The 23,368-nt window shown below is 69.9% G+C and carries 20 protein-coding genes; 3 read left to right on the top strand and 17 right to left on the bottom strand.

Features of this window, described 5'->3' with window-relative positions; genetic code table 11:
- Positions 1-7 precede the first annotated feature (7 nt).
- The 17 genes from ON30_RS08300 to ON30_RS08220 all read right to left on the bottom strand — a co-directional run bounded on the left by ON30_RS08300 (position 8) and on the right by ON30_RS08220 (position 19,202).
- On the bottom strand, positions 8-2,737 hold the full coding sequence (locus ON30_RS08300; RefSeq protein WP_040705510.1) for a PEP/pyruvate-binding domain-containing protein: 2,730 nt from the start codon (positions 2,735-2,737) through the stop codon (positions 8-10).
- Positions 2,738-2,739: 2 nt separating this feature from the next.
- Positions 2,740-3,612, bottom strand: coding sequence for a hypothetical protein (locus ON30_RS40065; RefSeq protein ID WP_040705508.1), 873 nt, complete (start codon positions 3,610-3,612; stop codon positions 2,740-2,742).
- Between the two features lie 6 nt (positions 3,613-3,618).
- Positions 3,619-4,506, bottom strand: coding sequence for an isocitrate lyase/phosphoenolpyruvate mutase family protein (locus ON30_RS08290; RefSeq protein ID WP_040705506.1), 888 nt, complete (start codon positions 4,504-4,506; stop codon positions 3,619-3,621).
- A complete protein-coding gene (locus ON30_RS08285) occupies positions 4,503-5,507 on the bottom strand; it encodes an SDR family oxidoreductase (RefSeq protein WP_040705504.1) in 1,005 nt (334 codons plus the stop codon). Before ON30_RS08285 ends, ON30_RS08290 begins: the two co-directional genes overlap by 4 nt.
- A 2-nt stretch (positions 5,508-5,509) precedes the next feature.
- Complete coding sequence (locus ON30_RS08280; RefSeq protein WP_051029082.1) at positions 5,510-7,477, bottom strand: AMP-binding protein; 1,968 nt, start codon at positions 7,475-7,477, stop codon at positions 5,510-5,512.
- Between the two features lie 53 nt (positions 7,478-7,530).
- Positions 7,531-8,019: a hypothetical protein gene (locus ON30_RS08275; RefSeq protein WP_040705502.1), complete on the bottom strand. Its 489-nt coding sequence runs from the start codon at positions 8,017-8,019 to the stop codon at positions 7,531-7,533.
- Positions 8,007-8,990 carry a nucleotidyltransferase domain-containing protein gene (locus ON30_RS08270; RefSeq protein ID WP_040705500.1) on the bottom strand — a complete coding sequence of 328 codons (984 nt, stop codon included), beginning with the start codon at positions 8,988-8,990 and terminating at the stop codon, positions 8,007-8,009. Before ON30_RS08270 ends, ON30_RS08275 begins: the two co-directional genes overlap by 13 nt.
- The gene (locus ON30_RS08265) at positions 8,987-9,445 is read right to left on the bottom strand and encodes a type II toxin-antitoxin system RatA family toxin (protein ID WP_040705497.1); all 459 of its coding nucleotides are present in this window, start codon (positions 9,443-9,445) and stop codon (positions 8,987-8,989) included. Before ON30_RS08265 ends, ON30_RS08270 begins: the two co-directional genes overlap by 4 nt.
- A gap of 37 nt (positions 9,446-9,482) precedes the next feature.
- Positions 9,483-10,640, bottom strand: a complete 1,158-nt coding sequence (locus ON30_RS08260; protein WP_051029081.1) for an acyl-CoA dehydrogenase family protein — start codon at positions 10,638-10,640, stop codon at positions 9,483-9,485.
- Positions 10,637-11,911, bottom strand: coding sequence for a class-III pyridoxal-phosphate-dependent aminotransferase (locus ON30_RS08255; RefSeq protein ID WP_218006240.1), 1,275 nt, complete (start codon positions 11,909-11,911; stop codon positions 10,637-10,639). Before ON30_RS08255 ends, ON30_RS08260 begins: the two co-directional genes overlap by 4 nt.
- A gap of 437 nt (positions 11,912-12,348) precedes the next feature.
- Positions 12,349-13,125, bottom strand: coding sequence for a thioesterase family protein (locus ON30_RS08250; protein ID WP_040705496.1), 777 nt, complete (start codon positions 13,123-13,125; stop codon positions 12,349-12,351).
- A gap of 138 nt (positions 13,126-13,263) precedes the next feature.
- The gene (locus ON30_RS08245) at positions 13,264-13,959 is read right to left on the bottom strand and encodes a lipase family protein (RefSeq protein ID WP_040705494.1); all 696 of its coding nucleotides are present in this window, start codon (positions 13,957-13,959) and stop codon (positions 13,264-13,266) included.
- Positions 13,956-15,173: a class I SAM-dependent methyltransferase gene (locus tag ON30_RS08240; protein WP_040705493.1), complete on the bottom strand. Its 1,218-nt coding sequence runs from the start codon at positions 15,171-15,173 to the stop codon at positions 13,956-13,958. Before ON30_RS08240 ends, ON30_RS08245 begins: the two co-directional genes overlap by 4 nt.
- Positions 15,174-15,249: 76 nt before the next feature.
- A complete protein-coding gene (locus ON30_RS08235; protein ID WP_040705491.1) occupies positions 15,250-16,095 on the bottom strand; it encodes a fatty acid desaturase CarF family protein in 846 nt (281 codons plus the stop codon).
- 17 nt (positions 16,096-16,112) lie between these two features.
- The gene (locus tag ON30_RS08230) at positions 16,113-16,895 is read right to left on the bottom strand and encodes an acyl-CoA thioesterase domain-containing protein (RefSeq protein WP_040705489.1); all 783 of its coding nucleotides are present in this window, start codon (positions 16,893-16,895) and stop codon (positions 16,113-16,115) included.
- A 32-nt stretch (positions 16,896-16,927) separates the two neighbouring features.
- Positions 16,928-18,220: a fatty acid desaturase family protein gene (locus ON30_RS08225; protein ID WP_083911231.1), complete on the bottom strand. Its 1,293-nt coding sequence runs from the start codon at positions 18,218-18,220 to the stop codon at positions 16,928-16,930.
- Positions 18,221-18,260: 40 nt separating this feature from the next.
- On the bottom strand, positions 18,261-19,202 hold the full coding sequence (locus ON30_RS08220; RefSeq protein ID WP_373282513.1) for a ParB/RepB/Spo0J family partition protein: 942 nt from the start codon (positions 19,200-19,202) through the stop codon (positions 18,261-18,263).
- 682 nt (positions 19,203-19,884) lie between these two features.
- Here ON30_RS08220 and ON30_RS08215 point away from each other — a divergent pair.
- From ON30_RS08215 to ON30_RS08205, 3 genes are all read left to right on the top strand, one after another.
- Positions 19,885-21,714, top strand: a complete 1,830-nt coding sequence (locus ON30_RS08215) for an acyl-CoA dehydrogenase (RefSeq protein WP_040705487.1) — start codon at positions 19,885-19,887, stop codon at positions 21,712-21,714.
- Positions 21,701-22,678: a hydroxyacid dehydrogenase gene (locus ON30_RS08210; RefSeq protein WP_051029079.1), complete on the top strand. Its 978-nt coding sequence runs from the start codon at positions 21,701-21,703 to the stop codon at positions 22,676-22,678. Before ON30_RS08215 ends, ON30_RS08210 begins: the two co-directional genes overlap by 14 nt.
- A partial coding sequence (locus tag ON30_RS08205) for a zinc-dependent alcohol dehydrogenase (protein ID WP_169334891.1) occupies positions 22,672-23,368 on the top strand: 697 nt, incomplete at its 3' end. The genes ON30_RS08210 and ON30_RS08205, both read left to right, overlap by 7 nt.

The raw sequence follows: 23,368 nt of genomic DNA, 5'->3' as shown, positions 1-23,368 counted from the left end.
TTCTCGTCTACGCCGAGCGCGACCCGGAGACGGGCGCGCTCTCGGTTGTGGGGTCGGGCGAGGACGGCGGCGTGCGTCGGGTGACCGTGCCGCGGGTGCCGTCGACCTGGACGAGCTCGCGATCACGCAGGACCGTGGTGACGTCCTTGATGCCGACCACCGTGGGAATTCCCAGCTCACGGGCGACGATCGCCGAATGGGACAGCACCGATCCGCGTTCGATGATCATCCCACGCGCGGTGGTCAGCAGCGGGGTCCAACCCGGGTCGGTGCGGACGGTGCACAGGATGTCGCCGTCGACGGTGGACACCTCGTCGGAGGCCGCGACCAGTCGGACCGGCGCGTCCACCACGCCCGCGCAGCAGCCGAGGCCGTGCAGGACCGCGGCGTCGGGGTCGGTGGGCGCGCCCGCGTCGACCGCGCCGGATTCGATCAACTGTTGCAGATACGGGGTGCCCCTGGTCTGGAAGCGGTTGGGCACGCTCGCGGACTCGTTGCGCGCGAATTCGGCCTTGCGCACCCGCACCGTGCCCGCCAGGTCGGTCGAGGCGGGCCGGGCCTGGATGTACTGCTCGATCTCGTCCACGGTCAGGAACAGGATGTCGCGGGGCTCGGCGAGTACGCCGAGTTCGGCCAGGCGCGCCCCGATCGCCGCGTAGAGGTCGCGGACCAGGGCGAAGGCCAGGGTGCGGCGGAAGCGCAGCGCTTCGCGGGCCTTGATCGCGGTGCGCGTCGCGCGGACCTCGACGGCGATGAGCTTGCGCCGGGCGCGCGGCGCCCGCCGGGTCAGGTCGGCCAGCGCGGCGGCGTGGCGTTCGCGCTCGCGGGCGGCCTGGGCGGCGCGGTCCGGCCCCGGGCGGTCGAGGTAGTTGCGGATCATCTCGACCACGAACCACGGGCGGTGGCGCACCGGCACGGCCTCGAGTTTGAGTTCACCGACGCAGCGATCACCGTAGCGGCGCACGTAATCGGCGACGGCGGAGGCGAATTCGGGGAAACGCGCGTCGATGTCGGCCAGCGCGGCGGCCGGGTCGCCGGTGGTGAGCGCGACGCGCAGGTCGGCGTCGGCGCGCACGCGGTCGGTGAGGTCGAGCAGCAGGCGGGTGGGCTCCATGGACTCCACGCCCTCGATGGCGCACAGCAGATCGGCGAGTTGCCGGTCCACCCGATCCTCCGGATAGTGCGCGACCAGCACCCGGCGCAGGTGCCCGGAGTACATCATCACGCGGAAGTCGTTGATGTTCGGGATGTCCCAGTGGTTCATCAACTCCGCGTACAGGTACTGGAGGGTGTCGTGGGCCTCGGCGATCGACATCGATGCCACCGCGTCGCGGTCGACGCTGTCGTAGATCCGCTGGAAGTAGTCGAGGAATTCCTCGATGCGCGCGTCCAGGGTCAGGTAGTAGCGGGCGATGCGGGCGCCGACGCGCACCTTCTCGGCGGACTCCTTGGCGTCGCGGCGGCGTCGGGCCAGCCGCGAGCCGTCGATCTCGGTGTGCCACATGACTTTCGCGTAGTTCTCGGTGCTGCGTTCGTAGCCGGGCAGTAGCGCGAACAGGCTCAGCCAGTTGTCCATCTGGTAGAAGATCCGCCCCTGGACGTAGGCGAGCAGATTGTCCGCCGCGGGCGCGAAATCGCCCCTGGTGCGGTCGGAGACGCCGAGGAAGGCGGCGAGTTGTTTGTAGACGCCCGCGTAGACCCGCGAGGAGAAGGAGAACGTCAGCGGGGTGGTGACGCCGTTGTAGCTCTCCTGGATGTTGGAGTTGTCGAAGACCAGCAGCGGCGCGGCCGGGTCGTCGTAGGAGGTCGTGGTGATGGGCCGGGCTTGCAGGATGTGCAGCGCGCCCCCCGCGTAGCTCCACTCGATGTCCATCGGCCGACCGTGCAGAGCGACGATCCGCGCACCCGCGGCGCAGATCTCGGCGACCTGCTCGGGGGTCAGCGCGCGGGCCTCGCGCAGGTCGGCGGGCACGTCGACCGCGGTGACTCCCCCGGCCGCGGCGCGCACCACCCGCACATCCTTGACGGCCGTGGTGACCGAGCGTTCCGCGCCGCGCGACCACACGTACTCGTCGGTGTCGCACAACCCGGACACGATCCCTTCGCCGAGGCCGTAGGCGGCGGTGACCAGGGATTCGGCGCGATCCCCGGTGCGCGGGTTCGCGGTGAACAGCACCCCCGAGACCTCGGCGTCGACCATCCGCTGTACGACCACGGCGACCCGCCCGCCCGCCACCGAACGGCCGATGCGCGCCGAATAACTCAGCACGCGGTCGCCGAAAGCGGAGGCCCACACGCGTTTCACACTCTCCAGGACCGCGTCCGCGCCGTCCTGGTACAGGTAGCTGTCGAGCTGACCGGCGAACGAGTGCGCGGCGGAGTCCTCGTCGAGCATGGAACTGCGCACCGCGAAGGGCCCCGTGCCGATCCGGGCGAGGATCGCCCCGGCCAGGTCGGCGTCGATCGGCGCGTCCACCACGGCGGCGCGCAGTCGCGCCGCCGCCGCCGGAACGGCTTCGGCGGCACCGGATTCCAGATCCAGCACGAGTTCGCCCAGCGCGGCGCGGATCTCGGGGGCGCGCACGTGCCGGTCGAAGGCGCGCGCATCGATCACCAAGAACTCCGGCACCTCGACGCCCGCCGCGACCAGCGACAGCAGTCCGGCCGCTTTGCCGCCGACCTCCGCGTGTGCCGCGGCGTGGCCGGACCACACGAATTCGACATCCGTCGACGTCATCGTCAACTCCCTGTGTGCAGGACGATCGCGGCGACGATCGCGTTCAGTTGGGTGGTCAGAAGCAGGGTCAGCCCGGCCCAGGCGCGGCTGCGGCCCGCGCGCGGCGTACCGGACTCGTCCGGCCACCAGCGCAGCATCAGGACCGCGAGCACCAGCGCGACGACCACGCCGAGGGTCGGATAGCTCAGGGGCAGCGCGCGGGACGCGCCCGCCAGGACCGCCGCGACGGCGGAGCAGACCAGCATGGCCGACAGCCACACCCGCAGCGTCGCGGCGCGCACGCCGGGGGCGAGCCATTCCGGTTTGCCCGCCTTGCGGCTGAGCACCCAGAACAGGTAGCCGGTCCACAGGCCTGCGACCAGACCGGCCACCACGACGCCGTCCACCGAGGCGTCGGTGGCCTGCCGCCACAGCAGGTACGGGTAGAGCAGGATCAACGCGACGGCGATGTCGCAGAGCAGCCAGACGCCGAGCGCGCCGCCGAATCGTCGGTCCGCGAGGTTGCCCGCCGCGCTCCACCCGGCGACCGCGAGGACGAAGACCCCGAGCGTCCAGTGGACCAGCGCGTTCGCGAGGGCGGTCACCGCGACCAGGGCGAGCGCGCCGATCAGCATCCCGCGCGCGGTGAAGGCGGGGGTCGGGTCGTCGGCGGCGTCGGTGATGTCGTCGGCCAACCGGTGTACCAGCAGCAGCGCCGCCACCGTCACCGCACCGCCCACCCAGGCCGCGGCCGGGGCGTGGTCGTCGGCGACCGCGCCGTAGAGCAGGAACGAGCACACCAGGATCGACAGGGCCGCCGCGGCCTGGGTCGGGGGGAAACGCTCGGCCAGATAGCGAGCGACGGGCGGGGCGGCGCGGGCGGTGTCGTTCGACATCTCGGCTCAGCCGTCGATATCGCTGGTCAGCAGGGTGTCCATGCCGATCAGGTCCAGGACCTCGCCGACGGGGATGAGTTGCTGTTCCATCTCGGCCGTGCTGGGCGCGCTGCTGAGCCGGGCGAAGACGTCGTCGACCACCCGCACCATCGCGCGCAGCGACTGGTTGGCGTAGATGACCATCGAGAAACCGCCGCGCTCGAGTTCCTCGACGCTGGCGGAGTAGTAGGTGGTCGGCACCGCCACCAGCGGCAGCGGATCGCTGCGCTTGTTCCACTCGGCGGCGAATTCCAGTACCTCGTCGGGTGATTTCGACTTGGAGTGGATCAGGATCGCGTCCGCGCCCGCCTCGGCGTAGCGCGCGCCGCGTTCGAGGGCGTCGGCCATCCCGGTCCCCGCGATCAGCGATTCGATGCGGGCGACGACCACGAAATCGGGGGTGGTCTGGGTGCTCTTGGCCGCGCGGATCTTCTGCGCGAACTCCGAGATCGAGGCCAACTGCTGGCCGGCGCTGAAACTGTTGCGCTTGGGGAACTGCTTGTCCTCCATGCAGATCCCGGCGATGCCGCGGCGTTCGTATTCGCGGGTCGCGCGCATGACCACGTTGACGTCGCCGAAGCCGGTGTCGCAGTCGGCGATGGTCGGCAGCGGCGTGGCCGCGTCGATGACCGCCGTGGCCTGGAGGAATTCGGTCATGGTCAGGATGCTGGCGTCGGGCAGGGCGTGGGCGGCCGAGATGGACAGGCCGCTGCCCCAGATGGCGTCGAAGCCGTGTCTGCTGGCCAGCAGGGCCGACAGGCCGTCGCCGACGCCGACGACGCGGGCGAGTCGGTCGCCGTGCAGCAGTCGCCGCAGTTGCGCGGACTTGGAGTCTTGTCCGTTGGTGAGTGTCATGCCATGGCCTTCCAGGGTTTCGGTCGCTGCTCCGCCAGGGGGGTGTTGGCATCGGCCCAGTAGGACACCGACCGGCTCAGCGGTTCGCCCATGTCCCGGACGACGTGATCGGGGGCCAGCGGTGTCCTGATCACCATGTAGGGGTGGAACTGCGAGAGCAGTTCGAGGACCCGCACCTGCCGCGGGCTCATGTGCTGTTTGGCGAAAGGCCACATGAACCGCTCCCATCGCTCGGGGTCGATGATCTTGGGCTGCTCGATGGCCGGGATGTCGCGGTCGGCGCGCCAACGGTTGAGCGAGTCGACCATGATGGTCAGCGCTTCGGGGAAGGTCATCGCGCTCGCGCCGCCCGCGAGGGTGAGCACGCCGGAGGGCCCCGAGTCGGCGACCTTCGCGGTGAGCGCGGCGAGATCGTCGACGGGGATGACGTCGAAATAGCTGTCCGGGAAACCGACCACCGCGGGCACGACACTGCTCGCCATGCCGCGCAGGATCGTGTACATCCCCGAGAAGCGTTGCGCGCGACCGTCTTCGCGGCGTCCGATGATCAGCGGCGGCCGGATCACGCTGACCCGCGCGGCCAGGTCCCTGGTCGCGCGTTCGGCGGCGGCCTTGGACCACTCGTAGGTGTTGCGGTAGTCGGCGGGATCGTCGGATTCGACGTCACCGCGCAACCCGGTCGCGTAGGCCGTGGAGATCTGGATGAGGTGGGTGTCGGGGCCGATCAGCGGGCGCAGCGCGGTCACCGAGTCGAGATTGGCCGTCACCGCCTCGGCGGCGCTCATCGTCCAGCGGGTGTCGGCCGCGGAGTTGACGATGACGTCCCACGGGCCCGCGAGGTCGGCGGGCGCCCGATCGCGGCTCATATCCCAGCGCACGGTGGCGCCCGCGGCGTCGGAGCGGCCCCGGCTCGCGCCGACGACGTCCATCCCTCGCGCGCGCAGCAGGTCCACCACCTCGTGGCCGACCAAGCCGGACGCGCCGGTCACCAGTACTCGCATGCTCATCCCCGCCCGTCGCGTACTTCGGCGACGAGTTTCAGCTCGTCCGCGCCCAGCAGGCGTTTGCACAACTGCCGCTGGACCTTGCCGCTGGTGGTCTTGGGCATCGCGCCCGGTTCGATCAGCCCGACGAAAGTCGGCCGGACACCGATCTCCTCCGCGACGGCGCGCTGCACCGTCGCGCAGATCGTGGCGAGATCGTCCTCGTGGGGATCGACTTCGCAGACGAGGCCGAGCCCTTCGCGGTCGCCGTCGAGCCCGAAGGCCGCGCCGCAGTGCTTGCGCACGGCGGGATGGGCCGTCTCGGCGACGAGTTCGATGTCGTGGGCGTGATAGTTGACGCCGCGCACGATGACGACGTCCTTGAGGCGACCGAGCACCACCAGTTCGCCGTCGATCAACGCGCCGAGGTCGCCCGAGCGCAGATAGGGCGTCCGGTCGGGGTCCTCGGCGACGCGCGCGCCGAAGACGGCGGCCGAATCCTGCGGACGCCGCCAATATCCGGAGGCGACGCTGTCACCCGCGATCCAGATCTCGCCCACCCGGCCGTCCCGCACGGGCACGCGGGTGTCCGGATCGATCACGCGCACATCGAATTCGGGGGCGGGCACACCGCTGGAGACGACCGTGCGCGCCGTCGGGCCCGGGTCGACGCGGGACACCTCGCCCTCGCCCAGCGCCGCGATGTCGAGGTCGAAGGTCACCGGAACGGCGGTGGGGACGGCGGCCGACACCATCAGCGTCGCCTCGGCCAGTCCGTAGCAGGGCAGGAACGCCTCGCGGCGGAAACCGCTCGGCGCGAACGTCTCGGTGAACGTCGAGAGCGTCTCGGCGACAACGGGTTCCGCGCCGTTGAAGGCGACCGACCAGCTGGACAGATCCAGTTCGGCGCGCACCTGCTCCGGAACGCGGTTGCTGCACAGGTCGTAGGCGAAGTTGGGCCCCCCGCTGGTGGTCGCCCGGTGCTCGGAGATCCCGCGCAGCCACCGTTCCGGGCGTTTGAGGATCGCGAACGGCGAACTCAGCACGGTCGGGAAGCCGACGAACAACGGCTGGAAGATTCCGCCGATCAGCCCCATGTCGTGATAGGGCGGCAGCCAACTGAACATCCGACTCGCGCGGGTGTGGCCGAAGGAATCGGCGATGGCGGTGGAATTGGCGAGCAGGTTGCGCGAGGTCAGCACCACGCCGCGCGGGGAGGCCGTCGAACCGGAGGTGTACTGGAGGAACAGCGGATCGTCCAGGCCCGCTGGATGCAACGGCCAGTCCGGGGCGGGGTCGGCGTCGAGGGACAGCCAAGCCGCCGTACCGAGCATCGCGCCCACCGTGTCGGCCGCCTTCGCGCGCAGACCCTCCTCGGCCAGGATCGCGACCACGTCGGCGTCGGCGGCGATGGCCGCCAACCGGGGCAGACTGCGGTTCAATTTGTGCGGGTTGGGCGGCGGGGCCGCGATGGCCACCGCGCCCGCGTAGAAGCAGGCGACCATCGCCACCACCAGATCCAGGCCGGGCGGCAACAGGATCATCACCCGTTCGCCGGGGCGCACCCGTCCGGCCAGCGATTTCGCCAGACCCGCCGCGCGCGCGTGCAATCCGCCGTAGGTCAGTCGCTGGTCCTGGCGTTCGTCGTGGGTGAGGAAGGTCAGCGCGAGCGTGTCCGGTTCGGTGCGCGCCCAGTTCGCCAGGACCTCGGCGAAATTCGCGGGCTGCGTGCTCGGGCGTGCCGCCAACCGCGCCACCAGCGCCTCCACGTCGGCGGTCGTCTCGATCGCGAGCAGTTCGTCCTCCGAGGCCGAGGCCATGTCGAACTCCGACTCCAGGACACCGGTCAGTTCCATGAGCCGCAGCGAGTCGTAGCCGAGTTCGCCGACCAGGTTGGTCAGCGGGCCGAGTTCCTCGTCCCCGCGCACGGGGGCCAGGGTCCGGATCAGGTCACGGACCCGGCGCTGGATGTCGCTGTCGTCGAGCATCTGTCGTCCGTCTTTCGTGTGTGGTTCTGGCTCGGAACGGGGTCGCGGCGGCCTCAGGTCGCGAAGTGCTCCCACGCGTAGCTCGTCAAACCGCTGCGGCGGCGCAGTTTCTCCAGGTCGCCCGCCATCCGCACGCTCGGGTAGAAGCCGGTCGGGGTGCGGAAACGCTGCATGACGATCGGCATCGCCTCCTCGGTCGCCGCGCACGCCCGCTCGCTCAGACTCCGTGCCAGATCGGCCTCGGCCCTGGTCGCGCCCCAGGCGCTCGGCATGCGGTCGAGAAGCTCGCCGTGCGGGGCGATGTCGCGGGCGATGCGGACCAGCAGCGCCGCGTCGTCGGGCGAACCCGCGTGCCCGGCGAGCACCGCCGCGACGTAGGCGGTGTTGAGGATGGTGTCGAAACAGCAGTCCACGCACGTCGCCCAGTCCTCGGCGGCGTAGGCGGCCGCCACGTCCTCGATCGAGTGCTGGAGCACCATGACGTGCGCCCAAGCGGCGCGCGTGCCCTCCTCGGCCAAGGCGTGAACACTCACACTGCGCATGCGCGGACCCTCTCGTCGAGTGCGTCCCGGTCCAACACCGGGACCACCAGCCCCTCGGCCACGGCGTCCAGACGCGTTGCCGCCGAATAGTTCTCGACCGTCTCGGGCGTGAGGTCGGCGGGATCGCCCGGCAGCATGCGGCGTCCGCCGAGCAGGGTCCAGCACGTCGCGCCCAGATCCAGTCGTTCCAAGTTGTCGGCGGCCCGCAGGGTCACCAGCGCGGGGTCGTCCAAGGCGGCGAGGCCGGCCGCGGCGAGGATTTCACGCATCGACTCCGGGCCGTCGCAGGTGAACGCGCGGCCCGCCAACTCCGGGTCGATGCCGCAGCGGCCCGCCCTGGTCACGATCCATTTCTCGCCGACGAACAGTTCACCCGCGGCGCGGGCCAGCACCTCGACCAACGCGCGTCCGGCGCGCTGCCAGGCCGCCGTGCCGAGGCGACCCGAGGCGCTGATGGTGCGGGCGGTGAAGGTCTTGAGGACCAGGCTCTCCACCGCGCCGCGCACCAGGGCGGCCTGGGCCACCGGGTAGTCCGCGGCGTCGAAGATCTCGGGGAAGGCGGGGTCCAGCGGACTCGCGTTGAGCCAGCGGCCGATCCGGCGCTGCATCTTCATCGCCGGCGCGGGGCCCAGCGCACACGAACTGCCCGCGAACGGCACCCGTTCCGCGGGCAGGTCGGCGATCACCCGCGCCGGATCGCCCACGTTGTAGTACTGGAGATCCACGCTGGTCTCGTTCAGGAAGAACATCATCGGCGCGTCGGAGGAACCTCGGTCGCACAGCACGATGACGTCGATGTCGCTGCCCCGGTTGCCCAGGCCGGCGGCCAGCGAGCCGACCACGTAGCCGCGCCCCGCGTCCAGCAGCGCGCCCAGCAGATCCCGCAGTTCGGTGACCGACGCGCCGACCCGGGCCAGGGCCTCGTCGGCGTCGTCCGCGGCGCGGCGGGCGGCGGTCTCGGGACTGGTCACGGCACGATCCCCGTGGAGACCCGGCCCTCGATCTCGCGCAGCATCGTCGAGGAGTTGTCGCGCAACGCGGTCGCGGCGACCGGGTTGAGCATGTCGGCCAGCAACGGGATGCCGATCTCGAATTCCACGAGGAACTCCACGCCGACCTGTCCGTCGCCGAGTTCGTCCACCTTCCAGTGCCCCAGGAAGACCTCGAGATCGCCGTCGACCTGCTCGAAGCGCAGGGTGCGGGTCGTCTCGTCGATCTCCTCGCGTTCGGTCCACTCCAGGATCGAGCCCTTCAACCACACCCGCCAGGTGCTCAGGCGATGGGTGTCGGCGGGGTCGTCGTTGTCGAGCAGGGTGACGTCCTCGACGTTCTTCATGAACGTCGGGTAGACGGTGATGTCCTTGATCGCGGTCCACACGTCCTCGACCGGCGCGGTCATGGTGTGGGTGACATGGACTTGCTGCATGGTGTCTGGTCCTTCGTCGTCGAAAGGGGGCCGTACCTCAGGCGGTGGGGTTGAAGCTCATCGGGTGGCCGAGGTGCAGCGCGCCCACGGCTTCGTCGCACGACATCAGATTCGGCGGATGGTGGTGCACCGCCAGGGAATCGATGGCCAGGCCCGCGGCGGCGTCACCGGCGGTGAACAGTTGCGCCCCGAGCACCGGGGTCAGGGCCGTGACCACCCGCTCACGGGTCGCGGACAGGCCCGCGCGCAACGCCATCGCCGCCGCCAGGCCGTTGCGCTCGCCCATCGTGGTGGTCTCCCACTCGTGGGCCAGTTGTCGGCACGCCGACCCCAGCAGATACAGCTCCCGAGCGGCCCGGCCGATCTCGAGCTGACGCTGACCGCCCACGGCCGCACCGCGTTTGCGCGCGCCCGCCACCGCGTACTCGAGCAGCGAGGTCAGCACGCCGTGGTAGGTGGCGCTGACCAGCGTCACGAACCACACGATGCCCGAGACCACCACCTCGTCGAAATCGTCGGGCGGCGCGCGGTGGAAGACCAGGCGGTCGTCGAGTTCGACGTTGTCGAACACCACGCGCGCGGTGTCCGAGCCCCGCATGCCCACCGACTCCCATGGCGCGCCCACGGTGATCCCCGGCGATTTGGCCGGACACAGGCCGACCACGCTCTCCCCGGTGCCGGTGACATTGGCGCTGAGGCAATAGATCTCGGCCGTGGTGGCCAGCGAACACGGGAACTTCGTGCCGCTGATCAGATAGCCCTTGGCCGTCGGGGTGGCCTGCGAGACGCTCTTCATGAAGTTCGGGCTGCCGCCCGGTTCGGCGAAGGCCGAGGCGACCAGGGCCTTGCTGTTGGCGATGCCCTCGAGCAGCATCCAACTGTCGTCGTGGTGGCGCTTCCAGTAGTCGACCATCACCCCGATGCTCAGCGAATGCATGTTGACCGCGATCGCCGTGCCCGGATCGACGCGGGCCAGCGCGCGCTGCGCGGAGGCGACGTCGAGCAGGCTCAGCCCGGCCCCGCCGAACAGTTCCGGGATGGCCAGCGCGCCGAATTCGCTGCGCGCCACCGCCCGGATGCGCTCGGCCGGATCGGCCTGGTCGAGCACCGGGATGGTCATCGGCGTCGACCAGCCCTGATCCAGGAACTCCCCCGGCGCGTCCTCGGTGCGGGTCGTGTCCTCGACCGCTGTCATCGGTTGACTCCTTCCGCGACCACCTGCGCGATCGTCTCGTCGAAGATCGCCACCGCGCGCTCGACGTCCGCGTCATCGGCCACGATCGGCGGCAGCAGCCGCAACGCCTCCGGGCGCCCGAGGCAGGGGCTGACGATCAGGCCGTTGGCGCTCAGGTCGGCGAAGACCCGGCCCGCGGTCTCGTCGTCCACGAAATCCAGCGCCCAGGCCAGTCCGCGACCGCGGACGCCGGTGACGATCGTCGGCCAGCGCGCGGCCAGTCCGTCCAGCCCATCGTGCACCCGATCACTCAGGCGCGCACCGTGTTCGGCGCGCGATTCGATCTCGGTGAGCGCGGCGAGCGCGGCCGCGCAGCCCAGCGGATGACCGGAGAAGGTGGCGGTGTGCACGAACGGGTCGGCCATCATCGCGGCGAACATCGCCCGGCTGCACACCACCGCCGAGACCGGCATGAGGCCGCCGCCGAGATGTTTGCCGTAGAGGATCGCGTCCGGGGCCAGTCCGGCCGACACCGCGAGCGAGACCTCGCCGCAGCGCCGCAACCCGACCTGGACCTCGTCGGAGATCACGAACACGCCGGCCGCCTTGGCCGCGTCGACCGCGCGGCGCAGGCCCGCCGCGTCCAGCGGGCGGATACCGCCTTCGCCCTGGATCGGCTCCACGATCAGCGCCGCCACATCCGGCCGCGCGACCAGCAGTTCCGCCTCGGCCAAGTCGGCGGCCAAATGCACGCCGGGTGTCAGCAGCGGTTCCAGGTCGCGGCGGTAGCGGGGGCCGCTGGTCACCGACAGCGCGCCCAGCGATTTGCCGTGGAAACCGCCCGCCAGCGCGACGACCTTGCGGCGTCCGGTGGCCAGCCGCGCGAATTTCAGCGCCGCCTCCACCGCGTCGGTTCCGTTCTGCCCCAACCACACCCGGGTCAGCGACGGCTGACCGGTCAACTCGATCAGACGTTCCGAGAGCAGGGGCGCTGCCGCGTTGGCCAGCACCCGCGTGCTCGACGGCAGCGTGGTGAGCTGTTCCTGCACCGCGGCGACCACCGCCGGGTTGCGATGCCCGAGCAGGGTGACCCCGTAGGACCCGAAATCCAGCAGGCGCCGCCCGTCGGACAGCGTCACCGTGACCCCGTCGGCGGACGCCTCGATCGCGTTGCGGCCGGTCAGCTTCTGCGCCAGGACCAGTCCGGGTGCCATGCGTTTGCGGGCGAGGCGGAACAGCTCGTCCGCGTCGGGACCGGCACGCTCCGCGGTCGCCCGGGAAGGGGCCCGCACCTCTGGATACATCGGCAGCACTCCGAACGATTGCTCGCCGACGACACACGCGCGGCGACCGAGATGATCAGGAAACGGTCGGATGATTCCCGCACGGACACAATGTCTTCCATGCGTTCCCCGGAATGCGAACCAACCTCTCAGGCGATACAACCGCACCGAGAGGGGGCGTGGCAAGGGCGGTCGCGGGTCGAGTTGTCAACGCGAACCCCGTGAATTGCGAGGGAACTCACCGTGCGGAGGAAGGGGAATCAGCGCGGGTCGCGTGGGATTTGCCCAGACCGACCGGTCTGGGTCGAGGGATACCGCGGAACTTCCGCGGACGTCCACCGCGCCGGGTGGCTCGCTTCTCGGCAACGGACACGCCGTCCGAACGCACACGGGTACCGGACGGGCGCACGCCCGTCCGGTACCCGAATCCGCTCGCGCGGGTGGAGCTAACCGATCGAGAACAGCGTCTGCAACGAATCGCCCACCGGCCCGAGCCGATCGGCGAGCACCGCGTGCGCCGACGCGCCGTGCCCCGCCGAGACGGTGGTCTTCGCGTCCAGGCGCAGCCACTCGTCGATCGGGTCACGGTGCAGCACGACGGTCAGATCGCAGTTGATGACCGGGTTCTTGCGCGGATGCGCGATCAGGCTGACGCCGCTGGCCGAGTCGACCAGGATCAACGTGCGCTGCCACGGACTCGTCGGCTCGTCGGCCAGCAGCGGGATCGTCGGCCGCGCCCAGGCCACGGCGGGACCGAAGGAGTCGAAACCGCCGGACTCGAAACGCCAGTCGATCGCGGACATGTACCCGTCCATGAACGCGCCCGGCAGATTCACCTCGCCCGCGGACTCGGGCGGTTCGGCGGGCGCCTCGTCGGTCCGCGCGGCGGGGAACTCCTCGGCCACCCGGGTGAGCAGCCAACCGCGCGCCGCGAGCACCTCGCGGCCCTCCACCGAGGCGCGCGCCTCGAGCAGTTCCACCCGTTTACCCGGCTTGACCGAGGTCACCTCGACGGTCAACTCCCCCACCGGAACGGGAGCCAGGATGTCGATCGACACCCGCCCCAGTCGACGCGGCACCTGCGATTCGTGCTGTTCGAGCGCGCGCACCAACAGCGCCGACGGCGGTCCCGCGTGCTGACTCTCCGGCCCCCACGGACTCGCCGTCATCGGGGAACTGTCGAAGGTGTTCTCGCCCGTGCGCGTGTAGAAGGCGTCCGCCATGAATCCTCCTCGTGCCGACCGATCGGCCGTCCGTGTAGTCGAAATATGTTCTGCCGCAATGGCAAGTATCCGCCACCGGGCGCGCGCCGGGTAGTATCGCCCGTCGGGGTCGGCATGTCACTCCCCGACGGGCGACCTTCAGGCCGCGCCCCGACCCCCGGCTTCGATGACATCACGCACCAGGCGCACCGCGTGGTCGCGGGAGGCCCGCGCCGTCACCAACTCCCGGTGGTTGCCCGGAATCCAGGTCACCGACGAGAAGCCCGCGGCGTGCACGGAACCGTCCACGACCAGGTCGTCCAGGCCGAACACGCTGCGCACCGTCATCGAGTCCGGCCACGGCCGTTCCAGATCCACCCAGAAGCCGCCGCAGCAACTGCCGCCGGTCAGGCAGGAACTCTTCACCAGACCCGGCACGCCGATGTCGCCGAAGCGTGAGGCCCCGAGGATGCGCCGTTTGGTGCGCGGCCCCAGACTGTCGACGCCGGGGACCGTCGGGACGCCGAGCGCCACCATCGCCGTGATGCTGTCGGGATTGCGCACCGCCAGCACCTTCACGAACTGGCCGCCGCGACTGTGCGCGAGCACCACCACCTCCGGATACCGCGTGCGCAACTCGGTGACATGGGCCAGCAACCGCTCGTAGGTGCGTTCGCTGCAATCCATCCCGAACCGGTGCACGAAGATCCCGGTCTCGTACCCCGCGGCCCGCACCTGGGCGCGCAACGGCAGCAGCGCGGCCCTGGGCGTGGAGAACCCGCCGACGATCAACACGAACGGCGACTCCCCCCGCGGACGCGCGGACGCGCCCGCGGAGAACAGTTCCTCGCTCACGAGACCAGCGCGACGGCCTGTCCGGCCAGTCGGCGCAACACGCCGGGCCGCGGGCCGCGGTCCCGCTTCTGCGCGACAAGGTGATACGCCTGGAGGCGGTTGGTCTTGAAGCAGTGCGCGCCCGCCCACAGGTAGACCCGGAACTTGCGGTAGGTGTCCTCGCCCCACCGCGCCACCACCTGGTCCTTGGCGGCGTCGAAGCGCTGCGCCCAGTGGTACATGGTGCGTTCGTAGTCGACGGTCTCGCGCTCCACCTCCACGACCTCGAAGCCGTACATCAGCAGTTCGCGGGTGACGTCCTGCAACGACATGAAGGTGTGGTGGCCGGGCCAGATGTACTTGCGGGTGAACGCCGTCATGGCGAACTTCTCTTTGGTGGCCGAGCCGTCCATGTACATCTTGCCGCCGGGCACCAGCATGTCCCACGCCTTGGCGGTGAACTGCCGGTAGTCCGGCAGATGTTCGATCACGCCGTAGATGACCACGTTGTCGAACTTCTGGTCGGGCTCGAACTCGAGGAAGTCGGTGTGCACCACCTGCACGTCCAACCCTTCCTCGGCGTACACCTTGCGCATGTAGTTGGCCGAGTCCTGCGCCAGCGTCACCGCCGTGACGTGCACGCCGCGCGCCGCGCAGTACCGGCCGACCCCGCCCCAGCCGCCGCCGATGTCGAGCAACCGCATGCCGGGCTTCAGGCCCAGCGCGTTCCACATCCGCTCCAACTTGTGCTCGGCGGCCTCCTCCAGCGTCTCGTCCTCGGACTCGAACAGACACTGGGAGTAGAACCGCCACCGGGTGTCGATGAAGGTGTGGTAGAAGTCGTCGCCGAGGGTGTAGTGGAAGTCGATGGCGTCCTTGTTGACCTTGGTCGCGGGCGCGATCAGATCCCAGGCGAATTTCGCCGCGGAACCGACCGTGAGCCCGCCGGGTAGGTGGGTGCGCAGATCCATCACCGCGTCCATGTCGCCCTCGACGTCGATCTCGCCGTTGACGTAGGCCGCGCCGATCGCGAGTTGGGTCGGCTTCATCGCCAGCGCGGCCTCGGTCCGGAAGAAGGCGGTGAACCGCGGCGCCCCCGCCCCGAAGCTCAGCTCGGACCCGTTGGGCAGGACCACCTTGCAGTCGACGAACTTCTCCGACAGCAACTTCAGGATGGGGTACTCCGCGCTGGCGCCGGACAGCAGTCCGGCGGTGCCGACGGTTTGCACGGTCATGACAACACCTTTCGGAAAGGGGGAGAAGGACGGCTCGTCGTCGAACCGATTCGGGTCGGTGGGCTGATCCGACCGCTCAGGACTCGGAGACCCAGCGGCCGAACCGACGACGCCACAGCCGGTCGTTGATGCGCGGCAGCACACCGCTCGAGGCGTTGACCGCCCGCTCCAGCAGGCGGAACAGCCCCGCCCGGCCCAGCGTGCGATCGGCGACGCCGTTGACCAGGCAGTAGTGCGAATCGTGTTCGCGCGAATGGTGTCTCATGTGATGTTTGTTCGACAGCAGGATGCCCGCGTCCTGCAAGGTGGCGACCACCTTGCCGGTCTCCGAGCGGTGCCCGATCTTGTGGAACTCGAGCGACAGGGTCAACAGCACCGAGAAGCTCAGACCGGTCGCCATCGCGAAGTACACGCCCGCACCCGGTGTGCCGCCGGCCCGGCGCGCGGCCAACAGCGTCGGGGCCACGCCCGCGAGGCTGAACCAGGACAGGATGCCGACGTCCTGGGCCAAGCCGTAGTTGAAGATCCGCTGCGGGTAGATGTGGTGTTCGCGCACGATCAGCACCATGCGCCGCACCCCCGGCATGTCCTCGTCGAACCAGGTGTCGAAGGCCCAGTGCAGAACGCCGCTCATCAGATCCGCCACGTATCCGCCGACCAGCAGACCCGCCGTCGCGGGCAGCACCCGCGTGACGGGTCGGCGACCGCGCCCGCGCACCAACTCCACGGCGACGGCCGCGCAGACCCCCGCGTTGATCAGCGCGCCTGCCGCGTGCGTGGCGATCTCGCGGCGGGTGTACTCCGGTTGGGCGAAATACTCGCTGCCCGGGGCCGGATCGCGCGGGCCGGTCCACTTCGGGCCGGCCGGAATCCGGTCGGGGATCGCCTGTTTCCCTGCGGTGGACACCGATAGGTCACTCATGACACACAGTCCTCACTTCACGCGACAGAGGCCAACATCGTCTGGGTGAGCACGCCGGCGGGCCCTCGATGGTCACCGATCGCGGCGCGCGCGGACGCGCCGCCGCCCGCGACGACGGAGGTGACCGCGTCGAGGCTGATCCAATCGGGATCGGGATCGCGGTCCAGCACCACCGTCAGATCGGTGTTGATCAGCGGGAATTTCAGCGGGTGGTAGGTCAGCGAGACGCCGTAGGTCGAGTCGCCGACGATCAGCGTGCGCTGCCATCCGCTCGGCGTCTCCCCCGGCACCAGCGCCACGCGCGGCCGCGCCCAGGCGCGCGCCGGACCGAACTCACCGAAACCGCCGGACTCGAAGAACCATTCGTTGGCCGACATGTAACCGTCCATGAAGGCGCCCGGCAGATCGATCTCCTGGGCGACCGGTCGCACCGCCGACGGCGCGGCGGGCTCGTCCACCACCGGGAACGATTCGTCCACCCGGCGCAGCAGCCAACCACGGGCGACCAGGCACACCCGGTCCTGCACGCTCGCGGTCGCCTCCAGCAGCGTCACCCGCTTGCCCGGGCGGACCACGCGCACCTCGACCCGCACGGGCAGCAGCGGCAGCGGCGAGAGCATGTCGATCCCGACGCGGGCCACCCGGAACTCCTCGCTCGGCCGAGCGTTCTCGAGGGCCCGCACCAGCAGGCCCGAGGTCGGTCCCGCGTGCTGGGTCGTCGGCCCCCAGGGGGATCGCGTCCACGGCGTGGGCTCCCAGACCTCCGGTGCGGCCTGCGTGAAGAAGGATTCGGTCTCCACAACTCCCCTAACTGGATCGGGCCTCGACGGCTCTATCGGAATGCGGAAGCGTCCGAACCGGCGGTCCGGACGAGTCGTTCGTCGACGACGGTCACGCGGCGCTTCCGCGCGGTGCGCAACGCCGTGCGCAGTCCCACGTAGCCGCCGGAACCCGCTGGAGCGGTAGTGATTTCAGTCCCCGACCACCGCGAGTCCGCGAATCGGCGTTCGGAGGACGTCTCCGGCGCGTCGTGCACGGTGCGGCGCAGCCAATGATCGGGCAGTGCGAGCTTGTGGATCGTGCGGAACGCCGAGAAGTACTGCCGCCCCAGCGATCCCGTGGTGTACGGGAGGTCGTACCTGTCGCAGATCTCGCGGACCCGAACGGCGATCTCAGCATATCGGTTGCTCGGCAGATCGGGGAACAGGTGATGTTCGATCTGATGGCTCAGATTGCCGGTCAGGAAATGCAGCACCGGCCCGCCGCTGATGTTGGCCGAACCGAGCAACTGCCGCAGATACCATTCCCCGCGCGTCTCCCCCGCCAGGTCACGGGCGGTGAACTTCTCCGCGCCGTCCGGGAAGTGCCCGCAGAAGATCACCAGATACGCCCACACATTGCGCACCACGTTCGCGATCGTGTTCGCCGACAGTGTCTTTCGCCACGCGCGACCGGACAGCGCCGGGAACAGCACGTAGTCCTTGAGCAGTTGCCGCCCCGCCTTGCGGGCGAACTCGCGGTGCGGGCCGGAGGCGATCTCGAACCTCGGCACCCCGAGATGCCGTTTGGTCAGCTTCAGATCGTGCAGCGCGATCCCCCACTCGAAACTCGCCGCCAGCAGCACGTTCGCGGCCGGCTGGAACAGATGCTTGGGCGTCCAGGGTTCGTCGCGGGTCAGTCGCAGGATGCCGAACCCGACGTCGTCGTCCATGCCGACGATGTTGGTGTGCACGTGATGGGAGTAGTTGTGCGCGTGCTTCCAGTGCGCGGAGGTGGCCGTCATATCCCACTCCCACGTCGCGGAGTGGATCTCGGGATCGTTCATCCAATCCCACTGGCCGTGGCTGATGTTGTGCCCCAGCTCCATGTTCTCGACGATCTTGGCCAGCGACAACGTCGCGATGCCCGCGTAGCGCAGTGCGCGGCGACGGCCGGCCACCAGCAGCAGCGCGCGCCCGGAGATCTCCAGCGCGCGTTGCGCCGCGATGGCCCGGCGGATGTAGCGAGCGTCGCGCGCCCCGCGATCCTCCTCGATCTCACGGCGCAGGGCGTCGAATTCCGCGCCGAGCAGGTCGACGTCGGTGTCGGTCAGGTGGGCATAGACCTTGATATCGGTGATCGCCATACTTCGACCCTTCCGGGGGACGGTGTGCGGCCCGCGAGCCTCACGCCATGGCCTCGGGCAGTCGGCCCGGTCCGTCCGTGTCCGCCGCGGCGGCGCGGCGGTTGAGCATCACCGCGAAGCGGTGCCAGTCGTCGGCGCAGTACTCGGCCAGCGCCGAGATCGCGGGCACGCAGTGCGCGGGGACATTGGCGGCGATGGCCTCCCAGGTGGTGTCGTCCATCGCGCATTTCTCCAGCACCCGCAACAACATTCGGCCCGCCTCGGTGTAGCGCACCGAGGGATCGGTGGCCAACCGCGAGATCGCGGTGTCGCGATCGATGTCGGCGCGCGGGCCGCCCCCGGGCGCTTTGCGCAGATGGCGGCGAGCCAGATTCGCGGTGCTCGGCGCACCGCCCTGCTGCTGTCGGCGACCGCGCGCGGGCACCGGGTCGTCGGCATCGCGCAGGCGTCGCCGCACATCCTTGGCCGTGGTGAGCGAGATACCCGCCGCCGAAGCGACCTCGCGCACCGAGACCTCGGTGTTCTCGGTGAACAGCTTGGCCGCCAATTCCCTTCCGGCCGAACAGTCCATCGGCCGGACCACGCCGTCGCTGCCGACCGGCCGCCGGGCCCACCGCGGATTCTCCGCGGTCGACCGACCCCGGTCCGCGCCGCCCGCCTCGGTGCGCCGGATCGCGCCGACGGTCTTGTCCGACAGGCCGACCGCCGCGGCGATCCGCCGGTCCGACCACTCGCCGTACTCGGCCAGGATGCGCCGTGCGGCGGCCTTGCGGTCCGCCAGCGACAGCGGCAGGCCGTGACTGCTGTTGAGCACCACCGAGAGCACGAACGCCGAGCGGGGATCCCCGTCGAAGAACCGGCAGCCGATCGCCGCGCTGCCCCGCCGGATGGCGGCCTGGTAGCGGTGCGCGCCGTCGATCACCGTCATCGTGCCGCGGTGGACGGTGACCGGCGGCAACGCCAGTTCCGACTGCGCCAGCACGGTGACGTGGTCGATATCGATTCCGCGCGTGCGCGGTGAATCGGTCAGCCGGAGGCGGGAAATGGGGACGTCGACCGGGTCGGACAGCTGGGTGCCGCCCAGAATTTCATCGACGACGGACCTGACGACACCATTCTTGTGACCGCGTTGCGAGATTGCGATTAGATGGTCCAACTCGTCCCTCTCATACCTACCCAGGGTATGCGCCTCGATGCGACTCCCCAACGTACACCAGCATTCCCCCGTGGCGTCTCGACCGGCAGCTAATCGTCTGATGACTGCGCGACCGCATGGTCCTCGAAACGCTCACCCGAGACTCTGGCCCATATTTCACTGTGACCGCACCCAATGCAATGTCCGGTGACACAGCAACCAATTGTCGGTTACATCGCCGCCGGCGCGCCACCTCTGGTTCGGGCAGGTCAACACTGATGTCAAGGGGGTTCTAACCCCCGATAACCCCCCTAGACCGGACTGAACCGGACAAAGGTTCGACTAAGTCGGACACACATCGCGAATCGCGACCTCGCCTTGCCCTGCCCGCAACCACAGGGTTATACAGGTGCACGGCACGGGTGCGACGGCTGTCCGCCGGGGCGGCCCGACGAGTATCGTTCGGGGATTACCGGATATTTCCGCGATTCGGATACAGGAATCGCCTTACCGGAAAGACAGGGGGCCGATGAGCCATTACATCGCCAATGTTCGGGATATCGAATTCGAACTGTTCGAGGTATTGCGGATCGGCACGCTGCTGGATGCCGGACATTATGGGGACATGGACAGCGGTACCGCGTCGGACATACTCCGCGCGGTCGCCGAATTCGCCGAGGGCCCGCTCGCCGACAGCTACGCGGAGGCGGACCGGAACCCGCCGGTTTTCCTGCCCGACGAGCATCGGGTGCTCGTCGGCGACCCGCTCGCCAAGACCGTCCGATCGGCCAAGGAATCGGGGTGGTGGCGATTGGGCATGGCCGAGGAGATCGGCGGCGCCCCCGCCCCCGCCGCGATTGTCTGGGCGGTGAACGAAATGCTCTGGGGCGCCAATGCCTCGGCGACCTTCTTCTTTCTCACCGGACCGACCATGACGAACGTCCTGCACGCCCTCGGCACCGAGGAACAGCGACGCTGGGCCCGGCTGGCAAACGAACGGCAGTGGTCGGGCACCATGGTGCTCACCGAGCCGGACGCCGGATCCGACGTGGGCGCAGGCCGCACCAAGGCCGTGCGGCAACCCGACGGCACTTGGCACCTCGAAGGGGTCAAACGATTCATCTCCGCCGGTGACGTCGGCGACACGGCCGAGAACATTCTGCACCTGGTGCTGGCCCGACCCGAGGGCGCGGGGCCGGGAACCAGGGGACTGAGTTTGTTTTGTGTGCCGAAGTATCTTTTCGACCCCGAGTCCCTCGCACCGGTTGCCCGCAATGGCGTCTTCGCGACGAATGTCGAGCACAAGATGGGGCTCCGGTCCGCACCGACCTGTGAATTGACCTTCGGCGGACACGATCTGCCCGCCGTCGGTTATCTGATGGGCGAGACACACGCGGGCATTTCGCAGATGTTCGAAGTCATCCAGCACGCCAGGATGACCATCGGCGTCAAATCCGTCGGCACCCTGTCGACGGGTTATCTCAACGCGCTCGCCTATGCCCGAACCCGAGTCCAGGGAGCCGATCTCGCGCACGCCGCCGACAAGAATGCGCCGCGCATTCCGATCATCGGCCACCCGGAGGTGCGGCGCAGCCTGCTCGCGCAGAAGTCCTATGCCGAAGGGCTGCGGGCACTGTATCTCTACGCCGCCGCGCAGCAGAACGCCGATGTGGCCGAACATGTCTCGGGGGCCGACGCCGAACTCGCCGCCCGGGTCGCCGATCTGCTGCTGCCGGTGGTCAAGGCCACCGCCTCCGAGCGGGCCTACGAATACCTCGGCGAGGCGCTCCAGATCTTCGGCGGCTCCGGCTATCTCCAGGACTACCCGCTCGAGCAGTACCTGCGCGACGCCAAGATCGACTCCCTCTACGAGGGCACCACCGCCATCCAGGCGTTGGACTTCTTCTTCCGCAAGATAGTTCGCGACGGCGGCGTGGCCGTGAACCACGTACTGGACGGGGTGGCCGCCACCGCCGCCGAGTGCGCGGCGGCGTTCCCGGAGCCCGCCGAACGCCTGCGCGCGGGGGTCGAGGACGTCCGCGCCACCGTCACCGCCGCCACCGGGTTCGCCTTCGCCTCGCAACAGGACCCGCGCGAACTGTATCGGGTCGGCCTGGCGAGCACGCGCCTGCTGCTGGCCTTCGGCGACCTGCTGATCGGCTGGCGACTGCTGGCCCGAGCCCTCGTGGCGCGAGCGGCGCTGGCCGGTGACGCGGGTCGCGACGAGCAGTTCTACCGCGGCAAGATCGCGGCGGCGACCTTCTTCGCGAACAACGTCCTGCCCACCCTCGCCGCGACCAGGACGATCCTGTCCGATCCCGACCTCTCCCTGATGGATCTGCCCGATGCCGCCTACTGAGATCACGCCCACCGGACCCGCCCGCGAGCGGGTCCTGGTCCTCGACCCCATCGACGCGCACGCGCTGGCCCTGCTGGATCAACGCTACGACCTGACCGTCCGGCATTCCCCGGCCCCGGACGACCTGCTCGGCCTGATCGCCGAGACCGACGCCGTGATCCTGCGCAGCGGCGTGCGACTGCCCGGCGAAGTGCTCGAATCCGCGCGGAAACTGCGGGTGATCGTGCGCGCGGGGTCCGGCACCGACAACATCGACCTCGACACCGCCCGCGCCCGCGGGATCGGGGTGTTCAACGTCTCGGGCGGGTCCGCCGCCGCGGTCGCCGAACTCACGATCGGGCTGATCCTCGCGCTGACCCGCAAGATCGCCTACGCCGACCGGCGACTGCGGGCGGGCAGTTGGGACAAACCCAGCCTGACCGGCGTCGAACTCGGCGGCAAGACCATCGGCATCGTCGGGCAGGGCCACATCGGCTCCGCGCTGGTCCGGTTGGCGCACGGCTTCTCGATGAATGTCGTTGCCGCCGTGTCGAAAACCTCCGAGCAGCGCCGAGAACGACTGGCGGCCGACGGTGTTCGTCTCGTCGATTTCGCGGAACTGCTCGAGGTGTCCGACATCGTGGTGCTCGCGCTCCCACTCACCCCCGCGACCCGGCATCTCCTCGGCGCGGAACAGTTGCGGCGCATGCGCTCCTCGGCCGTACTGGTCAACGTCTCGCGCGGTGGCGTCGTGGACGAGGCCGCCCTGCACGCGGCCCTGCGGGCAGGTGACATCGCGGGCGCGGCGCTGGACGTGCTCACCGCCGAAGGACAGCGCCCCGCGCTGGCCGACCTCGACAACGTCGTGCTCACCCCGCACATCGGCGCGATGACGGCCGAATCCCAGCGGCGCATCGGACAGATCGTGGTCGACACCCTGACCACCGCGCTGGCGGGCGGCGAACCGGAGAACCGCGTATGGTGACCGTCCCGTCCGAGATGTCGGCGGCGGTGCTGGTCGCCGACCGCGAGATCGCCGTCCGACGGCTCGAGGTGCCCGCACCCGCGCCCGACCAACTGCTGGTCCGGGTCGCCGCCTCCGGGATCTGCGGCTCCGACGTCGCCACCTACCGCGGCCTGCACCCCTACAAGCGGCCGCCGGTCGTGCTCGGGCACGAATTCTGCGGCCACGTCGTCGCGGTGGGCGCGGACGTGCGCGACCGCGCGGTGGGCGACCTGGTCACCTCGGCCGCGTTCTCCTGGTGCGGGCGGTGCGCGCAGTGCCGCGCGGGCGCGGTCAACCTGTGCCGGGCGCGGCGCAACCTGTGCCACCTGGGCTGGCACGGCTCCTACGCCGACTACGTCCTGCTGGACCGCACGATGACCTTCGCGCTGCCCGCCGACCTGGACCACGAGGTCGGCGCGATGGTCGAACCGCTGTCCATCGCCGCCCACGCGGTTCGGATGATCGACCAACCCGCCGGGAAGTCGGTGGTCGTCCTCGGCTCCGGCACCATCGGGCTGAGCTGCCTGCTGGTGGCGCGCACGCTCGGCGTCGGGCCGACGGTGTGCGTCGACATCGGTTCGGCCAAAGGCGAACTCGCCACCTCGGCGGGCGCGCACACCTACGTCGACGCCCGGTTGGCGCCGCCCGCCGAAGCCGTTCCCCGCGTCC

Source organism: Nocardia takedensis NBRC 100417 (genome assembly GCF_000308695.1).
GTDB lineage: Bacteria > Actinomycetota > Actinomycetes > Mycobacteriales > Mycobacteriaceae > Nocardia > Nocardia takedensis.
Note: the sequence above shows the minus strand (reverse complement) of the source record. Positions and strands in the feature narration are given on the sequence as shown.